The following is a 13,212-nucleotide window of genomic DNA, read 5'->3' on the forward strand; positions in this document are numbered from 1 at the left end:
CGGATTGAGGCGAGGCGGAACATACCCCTCTTCGAGGGAGCGGCGGACTGATGGGCGCCTATATCCTGCGACGCCTCCTGCTGATGATACCGACCATCGTCGGTATCATGGCGATTTCCTTCACCATCGTACAGTTCGCGCCGGGCGGCCCCGTCGAGCAGGTCATCGCGCAGCTGACCGGGCAGGGAGATAACGCCAACGGCCGCCTGTCGGGTGGCGGTACGGACCTGGCTGCCCAGCAATCCTTCGACGACAGCGGCTCGAAATATCGCGGCGCGCAGGGGCTCGATCCCGAGCTGATCGCCAAGCTCGACAAGCAGTTCGGCTTCGACAAGCCGCCGCTCGAGCGTTTCGGCCAGATGATGTGGAACTATATCCGCTTCGATTTCGGCGAGAGCTTCTTCCGCAATACCACCGTCATCGACCTCATCGCCCAGAAACTGCCGGTGTCGATCTCGCTCGGGATCTGGATCCTGATCTTCTCCTACGCCATTTCCATTCCGCTCGGCATCCGTAAGGCGGTGCAGGACGGATCGACCTTCGATGTCTGGACGTCGGGCATCATCATCGTCGGCTATGCCGTCCCGAGCTTCCTGTTCGGCATCATGCTGATCGTGCTGTTTGCCGGCGGCTCCTTCTTCGACTGGTTCCCGCTGCGCGGCCTCGTCTCTGACAACTTCGCCGACCTCACCTGGTGGCGGAAGATCCTCGATTATCTCTGGCACCTGGTGCTGCCGCTGATTTCGCTGTCGCTTGCCGCCTTCGCCACGACGACGCTGCTCACCAAGAATTCCTTCATCGAGGAGATCAAGAAGCAATATGTCATCACCGCCCGCGCCAAGGGTCTTTCCGAACGGCGCGTGCTCTATGGCCATGTCTTCCGCAATGCCATGCTCATCGTCATCGCCGGCTTTCCGGGCGCCTTCATTTCCGCCTTCTTCACCGGCTCGCTTTTGATCGAAAACATCTTCTCGCTCGATGGCCTGGGGCGCTTGAGCTATCTCTCCGTCGTCCAGCGCGATTATCCGGTGGTGTTTGCCACGCTCTTCATCTTCTCGCTGCTCGGCCTCGTCGTCAGCCTCGTCTCAGACCTCATCTACACCTGGATCGATCCGCGCATCGACTTCGAGCGGAGGGACGTGTGATGGACGCAGCCAATCAGCAGACGCTCCCGACAACGGTGAAGCCGCCGCGCAAGGGGCTGTTTTCGCCGACCAATGTGCGCCGCTGGGAGAATTTCAAGGCGAACCGCCGCGGCTACTGGTCGCTCTGGATCTTCCTGGTGCTGTTCGTCCTCAGCCTCGGCGCCGAATTCATCGTCAACGACCGGCCGATCCTCGTCTCCTACAAGGGCGAGATTCTGACGCCGGTCTTTGTCGATTATCCCGAGGAGAAGTTCGGCGGTTTCCTGGCGCAGACGGATTATCGCGCCCCGGATATTCAGGATGAGATCAACGCCAATGGCTGGATGATCTGGCCGCCGATCCATTATTCCTATCAGACCGCCAACTCCAATCTGCCTAAGGGAATGTCGGCGCCGACGCCGCCTTTCTGGGCGATGAGCAAGGAAACGCGCTGCTCGGGCTATCCCGGCGGTGTTGCCGATCCGAATTGCAACTGGAGCAATTTCAACTGGCTCGGCACTGACGATCAGGCCCGCGATGTGCTCGCCCGCTTGGTCTATGGCTTCCGCATCTCGGTGCTGTTCGGCCTGGCGCTCACCATTTGCTCGGCCGTCGTCGGCGTCTGCGCCGGTGCGATACAGGGTTATTTCGGCGGCTGGACCGATCTTCTGATGCAGCGTTTCATCGAAATCTGGTCGTCCATGCCGGTGCTCTATATTCTGTTGATCATCGCCTCGGTGCTGCCGCCCGGCTTCTTCATCCTCCTCGGCATATTGCTGCTGTTTTCCTGGGTCGGTCTCGTCGGCGTCGTGCGCGCCGAATTCCTGCGGGCGCGCAATTTCGAATATGTACGCGCCGCCCGCGCGCTCGGCGTCAATAACCGTACCATCATGTATCGCCACCTGCTGCCGAACGCGATGGTCGCGACGCTGACCTTCGTGCCCTTCATCCTGTCGGGCTCGATCACCACCCTGACCTCACTGGATTTCTTGGGCTTCGGCATGCCGCCCGGCTCGCCGTCGCTGGGTGAAATGATCGCCCAGGGCAAATCCAATCTGCAGGCTCCCTGGCTAGGGCTTTCGGCCTTCTTCACCATGTCGATCATGCTGTCGCTGCTGATTTTCATCGGCGAGGCCGTGCGCGACGCCTTCGATCCGAGGAAGACGTTCCGATGAGCGAAAATTCCACTCCGCTGCTGTCAGTCCGCAACCTCTCCGTCGCCTTTCATCAGGGCGGGCAGACCTCGATCGCCGTCGATGGCGTCTCCTTCGATATAGCCAAGGGTGAGGTGCTGGCGCTGGTTGGCGAATCCGGCTCCGGCAAATCGGTTTCGGCCAATTCGATCCTGAAGCTCTTGCCCTATCCGTCCGCAAGCCATCCTTCCGGCGAAATCCTGTTCAAGGGCAAGGACCTCTTAAAGGCATCGGACAACGAACTGCGTGCCGTGCGTGGCAACGACATCACGATGATCTTTCAGGAGCCGATGACCTCGCTTAATCCGCTTCATTCGATCGAAAAGCAGATCAGCGAAATCCTGGCGCTGCATCAGGGCATCGTGGGCGAGGCCGCGCGCAGCCGCACGCTGGAACTCTTGAACCAGGTCGGCATCCGCGAGCCGGAAAAGCGCCTCAAGGCCTATCCGCATGAACTATCCGGCGGCCAGCGCCAGCGCGTGATGATCGCCATGGCGCTCGCTAACCGCCCCGAACTCCTGATCGCCGACGAGCCGACGACTGCGCTCGACGTCACCGTGCAGGCGCAGATTTTGGAATTGCTGCGCGATCTCAAGGGCGCGCACGGCATGTCGATGCTGTTCATCACCCACGATCTCGGCATCGTCCGTAAATTCGCCGACCGGGTCTGCGTCATGACCAAGGGCAAGATCGTCGAGACCGGCACCGTCGAGGACGTCTTCACGAGACCGCAGCATGACTATACCCGCCATTTGCTGGCCGCCGAGCCGCGCGGCGAGCCGCCGGTAAGCGATGCGAACAAGCCCGTCGTCATGGAAGGCAGCGATATTCGCGTCTGGTTCCCGATCAAGGCCGGCTTCATGCGCAAGGTCGTCGACCACGTGAAGGCGGTCGACGGCATCGATCTGAAGCTCCGCGCCGGCCAGACGCTCGGCGTCGTCGGCGAATCCGGCTCAGGCAAGACCACGCTCGGCCTGGCGCTCGCCAGGCTCATTTCCTCCAAGGGCCGTATCGCCTTCGTCGGCAAGGACATAGCCGGCTATTCGTTCCGCGAGATGCGGCCTCTCCGCAACCAGCTGCAGGTCGTCTTTCAGGACCCTTATGGATCGCTCAGCCCGCGCATGTCGGTCGGCGAGATCATCGCTGAGGGGCTCAAGGTGCATGAGCGCTCGCTTTCGGCCGACGAGCGCGACAAGCGCGTCTGCTGGGCGCTGGAGGAAGTCGGCCTCGATCCGTCCACCCGCTGGCGTTTCCCGCACGAATTCTCCGGCGGCCAGCGCCAGCGCATTGCCATTGCCCGCGCCATGGTGCTGAAGCCGCGTTTCGTCATGCTCGACGAGCCCACCTCGGCGCTCGACATGAGCGTACAGGCGCAGGTGGTCGACCTGCTGCGCGACCTGCAGCAGAAGCACGATCTCGCCTATCTCTTCATCAGCCACGACCTGAAAGTGGTGAAAGCGCTCGCCAACGAGTTGATCGTCATGCGCTTCGGCAAGGTCGTCGAGCAGGGCGCATCCGCCGATATCTTCCGGGCGCCGAAAGAGGACTACACCAGGGCGCTGCTTGCCGCCGCCTTCAATATCGAGGCGGTGCCGACCGCCGCGATCCAGCAATAGAGACCACCATCATGCCGGCCAAAAGCCCCATTCTCGTCGACCTCAAATTCGATCCTGTGTCCGTTGCTAAGGCGCTTGAGCCGGCCTTTGCCGATCGCGGCAGCATCAATCTGGCCGATCCTGCCAATAAAGGCGTGGATCTCTCCCATGTCGACTACGCGCTTGTGTGGAAGCCGGATGCCGATCTTTTCGAGCGCGCACCCAATCTCAAGGTCATCTTCTCGGGCGGCGCCGGTGTCGATTCGATGATGTCGATTGCCGGCCTGCCTGACATCCCGGTAGTCCGCTTCGTCGATCGCAGCCTGACGGTGCGCATGAGCGAATGGGTCGTGATGCAGTGCCTCATGCATCTGCGCGATGTGCAGGGGCATTTCAGGAACCAGCGTCAGCACGTCTGGGCGCCGCAGAATGGCCCTGAAGCCGCCGAAGTTACCGTAGGCGTCATGGGCCTCGGTGTTCTCGGCTGCGATGCCGCCGCCAAGTTGAAGATCATGGGCTTCAATGTCATCGGCTGGTCCCGCAGCAAGAAAGAGATCGACGGCATGGAAACCTTCGATGCCGCCGGGCTTGATGCATTCCTGGCGCGCACGGACATCCTGGTCGGCCTCCTGCCGTTGACGCCGGAAACGACGGGTATCTACAACACCTCGCTTTTTTCCATGCTGCATCGCAACGGCCCGCTCGGCAAGCCGGTTTTCATCAATGCCGGCCGCGGCAAGAGCCAGGTTGCGGCCGATATCGCTTCGGCTGTTCGTACTGGCATTCTCGGCGGCGCCTCCCTCGATGTCTTCGCCGTCGAGCCTCTGGCTGCGGACGATCCGCTCTGGGACCTGGAAAATGTCATCATCACGCCGCATGATTCCGCCATGTCTGACGAAAGGGCACTGATGCGCCATGTCGAGGAGCAGATCGCCTGCTTCGAACGCGGCGAACCGCTGCAGCATCTGGTAGATCGCAAACGGGGTTACTAAATCCGGTAGGATGCGGGGGAAGTTGCGGCGCTTCGCTTCCGCCGGTCGAATGTGGCGCGTTTGCCCTGACATCAATTTTCTTTCAGCGACTGGACTTTCGCTCAACATTTTTTGATAACAAGGCGCTACAACCGCATGCCGTAGGATAGTCGGCGGTTAGCATGACGTCCGTAGGGCAGGAGACGGGGCAGGAACGACATGACCAAGACGGATATCGCCACCCGCGTCTATAACCATACCTGGAAGCTTGATCCGATCATCCGCAGCCTGATCGATACGGATTTCTACAAGCTTCTGATGCTGCAAATGATCTGGAAGCTCTATCCGGATGTCGATGCCACCTTCTCGCTCATCAATCGCACCAAGAGTGTTCGCCTTGCCGAAGTGATCGACGAGAAGGAATTGCGCGAGCAACTCGACCATGCCCGAACGCTCCGCCTCTCCAAGAAGGAGATGATCTGGCTGGCGGGTAACAGTTTCTACGGCCGCGCACAGATCTTCGAACCGGAATTCCTCGCTTGGCTGTCGAATTTCCAGCTGCCGGAATATGAGCTTTCGAAGCGCGACGGCCAATATATTCTCGACTTCCACGGTTCGTGGAAGGAAACGACGATGTGGGAAATCCCGGCGCTCGCCATCATCAACGAGCTTCGTTCCCGCTCGGCGCTGAGGGCGCTCGGTCCCTTCACCCTCGATGTGCTCTATGCCCGCGCGAAGGCCAAGATGTGGGAAAAGGTAGAGCGGCTGCGGGAATTGCCAGGCCTGCGCATCTCCGATTTCGGCACCCGCCGACGCCACAGCTTCCTCTGGCAGCGCTGGTGCGTCGAGGCGCTGAAGGAAGGCGTGCCCCACGCTTTCACCGGCACCAGCAACGTGCTGCTCGCCATGGATTCCGATCTTGAAGCGGTCGGCACCAACGCGCATGAGCTGCCGATGGTCGCAGCCGCGCTTGCGAAAAACGATGAAGAGCTCGGCAAAGCACCCTACAAGGTGCTGCGTGACTGGAACCGTCTCTATGGCGGCAATCTGCTCGTCGTGCTGCCCGATGCCTTCGGCACTGCTTCCTTCCTGCGCAACGCTCCGGAATGGGTGGCCGACTGGACCGGCTTCCGTCCCGACAGCGCCCCGCCGATCGAAGGCGGCGAGAAGATCATCGAATGGTGGAAGAAGATGGGCCGCGATCCGCGCCAGAAGCTGCTGATCTTCTCTGACGGCCTCGATGTCGATGCCATCATCGACACCTACAAGCATTTCGATGGCCGCGTCCGCATGAGTTTTGGTTGGGGCACCAATCTCACCAACGATTTCGCCGGCTGCGCCCCGACCGAACTCAAGGGCCTTAACCCTATTTCGATCGTCTGCAAGGTCATCGAGGCAAACGGCCGGCCGGCCGTGAAGCTCTCGGACAATCCTCAGAAGGCGACGGGTGAGCCTGCGGAAGTCGAGCGCTATCTGAAGTTCTTCGGGGCAGAGGATCGCGTCGATCAGGAAGTGTTGGTTTAAAGCATTTCTAGGAAAGGTGCACAGCGGCTTTCCGCCTGGAATGCGTAAAAGTCCTAGTGTCGGCGCGCCGCTTCTATCCGGGTGACGCGGCGAAATAGCGTCCAGCGGCCATTTTCCCAGCGATATTGATCCGGCGAAATAACGTAGGGCACGTCGCTGAGATCGGCGCTGATCAGTTCCAGAAGCTGCAGGCCTTCAATGTCGTTCTCATGCGTGAAGAAAACCTTGTCGCGTGACAGGAAGGCGGCGATCGGCGCGGCGCCCCCGGATTGCTCCTGCACCTGCGCCCAGAAATTCGGAAGAAAGGCGATGCTGGATTCGAACTGGCCGTCCACCTCGACATATTGGAACCGGCTGCGTTTGGCGATCTGAACGCCGGTCTTGGCAAGGAACTTCTGCAGGTTGGCCTGTGCCGTTTCGGCGAGTTCCCTGGCATCGATGCCCCAATCGTCGAGTGCTTCGGCCATAACGTAGTTGACCGCCGTTTCGCCGTTGACGACGAAGAGCTTGATCAGGTTTTCGGCCTCGTCGAGGTAGACGAATTGCGGCGGATTTGGCTCGTCCTTGACGGCCTGCATCATCTGCTGGCGCGCAACCTCGACGAAGTCGCGCGCTTTTAGCACCGGCAGGACCTTGGCGAGATCGCCGCTGTCGACCATGGCCTCCGTCATGTTGAGATAGTTGAGGAGTGCCTGCGCGCGCGCCGGCCCACGCTTTTCCCGCAGCGCCAGCAGCGCATTGCTCAGGAATTTCGTCATCGTATCGCCGTTGCGGCTGTGCAGCGTCAGACTGCCGGCGGCAGAATCGTAATCGGCACGGATCAGGTCGCCGAAAAACGGCAGGCGTTCCTGCAGATAGGCGGCGAAAGCCGCTTCATCCTGCAAGGCTTCGTCGGGAATGTTGAGATCGAGGGTTTTGGTAGCGGCCGTGTTCTCCGGCTCCCGCGTCGGGGAGGTTTGGCCGGTACGCACCTCTGCCTGCTCGCCTCTGCCGAAGAGACTTTTCAGGAAATTGAACACGCGCATCCCCGAGTCCTGAACGGTATTGCAGCAGAACCTAGCGCGACAGCCGTTGCGGGGCAATGGCGGCATGATCAGGATTAGGAGCCGTAAGTGCCTGCTTGCCCGTGTCAAAAACGCGTATAGTCTGCAGCAGCGGGCCGGATGGTCCGATGGCAAGAAGGGCAGCGCAGATGAGGAATGTCAGGGGCGGCAGGTGGACGATCGGAGGCCTGCTTTTTTGTCTTTTCGTACTGGCTGTGCCCATGGCGGTCTTCGCTCAGAATGCGGCCGCACCGCAGCCGACAACTCCGCCGCCCGACAAGGTTCGCGAGCTGATCCAGCTGCTGAACGAGCCCGATGTCAGGCAGTGGCTTACCACGCAGCTCAACAGTCAGCCTGCGTCCGCTAGCGATAAACCCGCACCCGCCACCGATCCGGCTCCCGCCGACGGCAATCAGATGTCGGTTCTGTCGGGCATGCTCGGCCACACGCGGCATCACCTCGAGCTGGTCTCCGGCGCTGCGATGACTTTGCCCTACGAGGTCATGACCGCATCGGAGAAGCTGGAGGGAGAGGGCAAGTCGGTCGGGCTCGTGCGCATCATCGTTCAGATTGTCCTCCTGTTCTTCCTCGGATTGGTGGCCGAACTCGCCGTTGCCCGTTTCATCAACACCAGGCATATGCAGCGCAGCGAGAGGGCTGCCGGTACCGAGACGGAACTGCAGGCAGCGCGCTTCCAGTTTCTGGGTGGCGTCGTGCCCGCCATCATTCATGGTCTGGTGACGCTCGTTCCGCTTCTTGCCTTTGATTGGCCGCCGGTCATCGAAAACTTCGCCATCGCCTGCGTCATCGCGATGGTATCGATCAGGCTGGCGATCTCCATCGGCAAGCTTGTCATGGAATTGATCGCGATGCGTCGCGCCAACGATGTCCTAGACGAGGACGGCGGCACCGCCCGCATCGCTGAACGGCGGCGCGTGGCCTATTACTGGTATCGGCGATGCACGCTATTTGCCATTTATTTCGCCTGCGGCTGGGCGGTCATACAGGCCGTCACGTCGCTGGACTTTTCTGCCGGCGCGCGCGACCTCATCGGCTACACGCTCGGCATCGGTTTGTTCCTGATCGCCACGGCTGCCGTGTGGGCGAGGCCACTCCCGCCGGAAAAGCGTGGGGCAAAGACGGTTTCCTGGCTGCTGACGATTTTCTTCGTGGCGCTCTGGTGCCTCTGGGTGGCCGGCTTCGACGGCCTCTTGTGGATCGGCATCTATGCGATATTGCTGCCGCGCGTCCTCTCGGTATCGACAAAGGCAATCGACGCTCTGCATGATGCGGCCGACGGCATTTTTGGTGCCGGCAAGATCGCGGCTGTGCTGCTCGACCGCGGCGTGCGCGCGCTGATTATCACTTTCGCGGCTTTGTGGCTCGGCAAGATGCTTGGAGTCGAGGCGCATGCGATGATGAGTGGCAGCGAATCGGTCGTGGGCCGCATCGCTCGCGGCATTCTCGGTGGCATCGTCATCCTGCTGGTCGCCGATCTCGTCTGGCAGCTCGCAAAAACCTATATCGACGGCAAGGTGATGGAAGCTCTGCCCGCCGCCGGCGAATCCGACGAGATAAGGGCGAGCCGCGCCCGGCTGCAAACGCTGCTGCCGATCTTCCGTAATATCCTTGCCGTCGTCATCGGCATCATCGCCGTCATGATGGTGTTGTCGGGCCTCGGCGTTCAGATCGGGCCGCTGATCGCCGGCGCCGGCGTCGTCGGCGTCGCGGTCGGCTTTGGTGCGCAGACCATCGTCAAGGACGTCATCAGCGGTGTCTTCTATCTCTGGGACGATGCCTTCCGTATTGGCGAATATATCGAAAGCGGCCATTACAAGGGCGTAGTCGAATCCTTCAGCCTGCGCTCAGTCAAGCTGCGCCACCAGCGCGGCCCGTTGGCGACGATCCCCTTCGGCTCGCTCGGTGCGGTCAACAACATGAATCGCGACTGGGCGATCGATAAGATCATCGTCAAGGTCACCTACGATACCGATCTCGTGAAGCTGAAGCGCATCGTCAAGGATATCGGCCAGCGCCTGCTTGAAGACGAGGATCTGAAGCCAAGTATCATTCAGACGCTGAAGATGAAGGGCGTCGAGCAATTCGGCGATTTCGCGATCGAGATCAGGCTGGCGATCACCGCCAAGCCGAACGAGCTCTCGGTCATCCGCCGCAGCACCTTGGCCTTGATCAAACAGTCCTTCGACGAAAACGGCATCCAGTTCGCCTTCCCGACCGTTCAGGTGGCAGGCGATAAGGATGCGGCAGCGGCCGCTGCCCGGCAGCTTATCGAGATGCGGGCGGCAAATGTGGATGGCGCGCAGCAGGCGGGTTAGATCCGGTCAGATCTCGGCGCCGCCGTGCTGCCGCGCACGATCAGCGTGACGCCGATCATCTCGCGCTCGGCCGGCACGGCATCGTGAAGAACGGCCTGCACCGCGCGTTCCGCGATCTCGGCAAAGGGCTGGGCCATCGTCGTCAGGCCGGGCTCTACCATGCCGCCTTCCGGCACGCCGTCGAAGCCGATGACGGAGACGTCCTGCGGCACGGAGAGACCTCGTGCCCGCAGCCAGTTGATCGCCAGAAGCGCGATGTTGTCGGACATGGCGAGGATCGCAGTCGGCGGTTCGGGCAGGGAAAACAGGTAGTTCAGCCCGGCTTCAACGCTTGGCTTGTCGTTGAGCGTCTCATAGATCGGCACGTCCTCGCGGCCAATCCCGAATGCTTCGAGCGCCTGCCAATAACCGAGTGCGCGATTGCGGGAGGTGGAATAGATCCCGCGTTCGATCTCTGCAATTCCGACCGGCCCCACATGGTCGTCCGAAAGTTCTGTTGCGAGCACGCCGAAACGCCTGTGGCCCAATTCCGCCAGATGCCGCGCCGCAACGGCCGCGCCTCCCACGTTGTCGACGCTGATCGAAGGGATGGACGGGTCCTCGTCATTCAAGGCGAGAGCGATGAAGGGCAATTGCCGCTCGCGCGTCAACTGCACCAGTTTCTCTCCGCCCTCTACGCAGAGCAGGATAAAGCCATCTACCAATGCGCTCTTGATGTTCCAGTCCACCGTCTGCCGGTCCTTGGCCGAGACCAAAGCTAAACCGGTGCCGCTGGCATCGCACACGCGGGAAACCGCGGCCAGCAGAGCCCTGGCCCAAGGGTCATTGAAGAAATAGGCAATCGGCTCGACCGCGGCGACGCCGATCGCATTGACCTTTCCCGCCCGCAGCAGCCGGCCGGTCAGGCTCGGCCCGGCATAGCCGAGCCGCTTGGCTGTCTTGAGCACATGCTCACGCACTTCCTCGCGCACCACTTCGGGCCGGTTGAAAACATTAGAGGCGGTCCCCTGCGATACGCCTGCCGCCTTGGCGACATCCGCGAGCCTGATGGTGCCCTTGGCCAATGAAATGCTCCTTATGTTTCCGGCGGATACTAGCAACGAAGTTGTATCGGTTCAATTCTTCTTGACGGTGGAGTTTTAAGGCATATGATTGAACCGATTCAATAAGGTAGAGTAAGTTATAATTGAATCGATTCAAAATGAAAGGCAAACCGATGCTGACCAATTATCTCTTCAAGGATCTCTATGATGATCGATGGGGCGATCCGCGCAATCCGGATGCAGTCGAACCGCCTTCACCGGAGGACAAGGGCGGGGCCGGCCAACAAGGTTTGCTGGGTCGACTGGCAAACATTTTCCGCCGCCGCCGGAAACATCCCTCGGCATGGTCCTTTACGATTCCGAGCGACGCGTCTGACACCGAAAACGAAGCCGAGATCCGGCATCGCAATGGGCTAGAAGACCCGAAGTTTCTCGCGATTGCCAAGGCTTTGTCGCGAAATTGCTAGAGCTACGCCATGGAGCGCGCGAAATTTCGAGCCTCAGAAATTTTCCTTGTAGGGACGCAGATCGAGCTCCTGCGTCCAGGCGGAAGGATGCTGACGATGGATATGCCAGTAGCTCTCGGCGATGGCGTCGATATTCAACAGCCCATCGGCGTCCACATCCGGCCGACGCGAGCGCAGCCGTTCCCCGTCGATGCCGCCATCGATGATGGTGTGAGCGACATGAAGACCGAGGGGACCGAATTCGCGTGCCATGCTTTGGCTGATCATGCGAAGACCGGCCTTGGCGGCGGCGAATTGCGCAAAGCCTGCCTTGCCGCGCAGGCTGGCGGAAGCGCCAGTGAAGATCACGGTGCCACGGCCAAGCGGCGCCAGATGCCGCGCAGCCTCGCGCCCGACGAGGAAACCGCCGAAGCAGCAGATGCGCCAGAATTCTTCGAATTGGGCGGCCGTCAGGTCGCGGAAGCCGATCTGGCGATTGATGCCAGCGTTGAAGACGACCAGATCGGGCGGAGCGATGTCGTTCCGAGTGGTAAAGGCGTGCTCGAATAGCCGGATGACCGCGGCTTCATCCGTCGCATCCGTTTCGATCGCCTCGGCGCTGCTGCCGGCTGCCTGGATCGTAGCGACCACCTGATTGATCTTCGCTGCGGTCCGGCCTGCAACGACGACATGATAGCCCTTGTCCGCGAGAAGCCGGCAGAGCGCCGCACCCAGACCCTGCTCGGCACCCACTCCAACAATAATTGCGCTTGGCGTGCTCATTCGGCAGCCTCCCTGGCCTTCAGCGTCGGATAGTCAGTGTAACCCTCGGCACCGCCGCCATAGAAGGTTGGGCGATGATAGGGATTAAGGGGAGCACCGCGACGAATGCGCTCCGGCAGATCGGGATTGGCGATAAACAGGCGACCGAAGGCGATGGCATCGGCATGGCCCGCGGCAAGTGCCGCTTCAGCCGTATCAGGCCGGAAATTGCCCGCGGCGATCAGCGTGCCGGACCAGGCGGGCCGGAACAATTCCGCAGCCGACGGCACGTTCTTGTGGTCGACCTCGGCCTGGCCGGCACCGCTGGCGCGCGGCTCGATCAGATGCAGATAGGCGAGGTTGAGGCGGTCCAGCTCGCGAATGACATGGCCATAGAGGCGCAAGGGATCGTCCTCGCCGCTGTCATTGGCGATGCCGAAGGGCGAAAGGCGGACGCCGACGCGATCCGACCCCCAGACTTCGGAAACCGCCTCGACCACCTCGAGCAACAACCGCGTGCGGTTCTCGATCGAGCCGCCATATTGGTCGGTGCGCTGGTTCGTGCGCGCCTGCAGGAACTGCTCGATCAGATAGCCATTGGCGCCATGAATCTCGACGCCGTCGAAGCCGGCTTGCTTGGCATTGGCGGCGGCTTGAGCATAGACGTCGATCAAAAGCGGCATCAGGTCGATATCGATCGCCTGTGGCGTCTCGAAGGGCACGCGCTCGAAGGAGGCCGTGAAGGCCTGTCCCTGGGCGGCGATGGCCGAAGGAGCAATCGGCAGAGCGCCATCAGGCTGGTGCGAGGAATGGGAGATGCGGCCGACATGCCAGAGCTGCAGGAAGATCTTGCCGCCCTTGCAATGAACCGCATCCGTCACTGCCTTCCAGCCGGCGATCTGTTCGGCCGTATGGATGCCCGGCGTTGCCGGCATGCCCTGTCCGGCGCGTGAAATCTGCGAGCCCTCGGAAATGATCAGGCCGCCCTCGCTGGCGCGCTGCGCATAATATTCTGCATTCAAAGCCGAGGGCACATTGCCGGGCTGGCTCGCCCGCATACGGGTCAGCGGCGCCATGACGATGCGATGCGCGAGTTCGTAAGGACCAATGGAAAGAGGCGAAAACAAAGTGGCTGTCATAAAATTCTCCTGCCTGGAGCCAAATTGCTCCCCGGG

At 61.1% G+C, this 13,212-nt stretch carries 11 protein-coding genes; 7 read left to right on the plus strand and 4 right to left on the minus strand.

What is annotated here, in order from left to right; genetic code table 11:
• The first annotated feature begins 50 nt into the window (after positions 1-50).
• From FHT73_RS24960 to pncB, 5 genes are all read left to right on the plus strand, one after another.
• Positions 51-1,145, plus strand: coding sequence for a microcin C ABC transporter permease YejB (locus FHT73_RS24960; protein ID WP_112414841.1), 1,095 nt, complete (start codon positions 51-53; stop codon positions 1,143-1,145).
• The gene (locus tag FHT73_RS24965; protein ID WP_183715588.1) at positions 1,145-2,299 is read left to right on the plus strand and encodes an ABC transporter permease; all 1,155 of its coding nucleotides are present in this window, start codon (positions 1,145-1,147) and stop codon (positions 2,297-2,299) included. The genes FHT73_RS24960 and FHT73_RS24965 overlap by 1 nt, the downstream gene beginning before the upstream one ends.
• On the plus strand, positions 2,296-3,933 hold the full coding sequence (locus FHT73_RS24970; protein ID WP_183715590.1) for an ABC transporter ATP-binding protein: 1,638 nt from the start codon (positions 2,296-2,298) through the stop codon (positions 3,931-3,933). Before FHT73_RS24965 ends, FHT73_RS24970 begins: the two co-directional genes overlap by 4 nt.
• 11 nt (positions 3,934-3,944) lie before the next feature.
• A complete protein-coding gene (locus FHT73_RS24975) occupies positions 3,945-4,904 on the plus strand; it encodes a glyoxylate/hydroxypyruvate reductase A (RefSeq protein ID WP_183715592.1) in 960 nt (319 codons plus the stop codon).
• 198 nt (positions 4,905-5,102) lie between these two features.
• Positions 5,103-6,407, plus strand: a complete 1,305-nt coding sequence (gene pncB, locus FHT73_RS24980; protein WP_183715594.1) for a nicotinate phosphoribosyltransferase — start codon at positions 5,103-5,105, stop codon at positions 6,405-6,407.
• 53 nt (positions 6,408-6,460) lie between these two features.
• Here pncB and FHT73_RS24985 read toward each other — a convergent pair whose 3' ends face one another.
• Positions 6,461-7,432 (minus strand): hypothetical protein, encoded by a 972-nt coding sequence (locus FHT73_RS24985; RefSeq protein WP_210290477.1) that lies wholly within the window; start codon positions 7,430-7,432, stop codon positions 6,461-6,463.
• Positions 7,433-7,671: 239 nt separating this feature from the next.
• Between FHT73_RS24985 and FHT73_RS24990 the strand changes: the two genes are divergently transcribed.
• On the plus strand, positions 7,672-9,786 hold the full coding sequence (locus FHT73_RS24990) for a mechanosensitive ion channel family protein (protein ID WP_246712220.1): 2,115 nt from the start codon (positions 7,672-7,674) through the stop codon (positions 9,784-9,786).
• Here FHT73_RS24990 and FHT73_RS24995 read toward each other — a convergent pair.
• Positions 9,783-10,850, minus strand: coding sequence for a LacI family DNA-binding transcriptional regulator (locus tag FHT73_RS24995; protein ID WP_183715596.1), 1,068 nt, complete (start codon positions 10,848-10,850; stop codon positions 9,783-9,785). The two genes, FHT73_RS24990 and FHT73_RS24995, sit on opposite strands and share 4 nt — an antisense overlap.
• A gap of 137 nt (positions 10,851-10,987) precedes the next feature.
• On the opposite strand from FHT73_RS24995, the gene FHT73_RS25000 reads away from it, so the two are divergent.
• A complete protein-coding gene (locus tag FHT73_RS25000) occupies positions 10,988-11,296 on the plus strand; it encodes a hypothetical protein (protein ID WP_246712221.1) in 309 nt (102 codons plus the stop codon).
• Between the two features lie 33 nt (positions 11,297-11,329).
• On the opposite strand, the gene FHT73_RS25005 is transcribed toward FHT73_RS25000, so the two are convergent.
• Together FHT73_RS25005 and FHT73_RS25010 are read right to left on the minus strand one after the other, a co-directional pair.
• The gene (locus tag FHT73_RS25005) at positions 11,330-12,058 is read right to left on the minus strand and encodes an SDR family NAD(P)-dependent oxidoreductase (RefSeq protein WP_183715598.1); all 729 of its coding nucleotides are present in this window, start codon (positions 12,056-12,058) and stop codon (positions 11,330-11,332) included.
• A complete protein-coding gene (locus FHT73_RS25010) occupies positions 12,055-13,176 on the minus strand; it encodes an alkene reductase (RefSeq protein ID WP_183715600.1) in 1,122 nt (373 codons plus the stop codon). The genes FHT73_RS25005 and FHT73_RS25010 overlap by 4 nt, the downstream gene beginning before the upstream one ends.
• Between the last annotated feature and the right edge of the window lie 36 nt (positions 13,177-13,212).

Source organism: Rhizobium sp. BK098, assembly GCF_014193155.1.
Classification (GTDB): Bacteria; Pseudomonadota; Alphaproteobacteria; order Rhizobiales; family Rhizobiaceae; genus Rhizobium.

Excerpts from the sequence above, each read along its gene's own strand:
- FHT73_RS24960 (WP_112414841.1), top strand. The coding sequence starts at position 51 with ATGGGCGCCTATATCCTGCGACGCCTCCTGCTGATGATACCGACCATC.
- FHT73_RS24965 (WP_183715588.1), top strand. The coding sequence starts at position 1,145 with ATGGACGCAGCCAATCAGCAGACGCTCCCGACAACGGTGAAGCCGCCG.
- FHT73_RS24970 (WP_183715590.1), top strand. The coding sequence starts at position 2,296 with ATGAGCGAAAATTCCACTCCGCTGCTGTCAGTCCGCAACCTCTCCGTC.
- FHT73_RS24975 (WP_183715592.1), top strand. The coding sequence starts at position 3,945 with ATGCCGGCCAAAAGCCCCATTCTCGTCGACCTCAAATTCGATCCTGTG.
- pncB (WP_183715594.1), top strand. The coding sequence starts at position 5,103 with ATGACCAAGACGGATATCGCCACCCGCGTCTATAACCATACCTGGAAG.
- FHT73_RS24985 (WP_210290477.1), bottom strand. The coding sequence starts at position 7,432 with ATGCGCGTGTTCAATTTCCTGAAAAGTCTCTTCGGCAGAGGCGAGCAG.
- FHT73_RS24990 (WP_246712220.1), top strand. The coding sequence starts at position 7,672 with ATGGCGGTCTTCGCTCAGAATGCGGCCGCACCGCAGCCGACAACTCCG.
- FHT73_RS25000 (WP_246712221.1), top strand. The coding sequence starts at position 10,988 with ATGAAAGGCAAACCGATGCTGACCAATTATCTCTTCAAGGATCTCTAT.
- FHT73_RS25005 (WP_183715598.1), bottom strand. The coding sequence starts at position 12,058 with ATGAGCACGCCAAGCGCAATTATTGTTGGAGTGGGTGCCGAGCAGGGT.
- FHT73_RS25010 (WP_183715600.1), bottom strand. The coding sequence starts at position 13,176 with ATGACAGCCACTTTGTTTTCGCCTCTTTCCATTGGTCCTTACGAACTC.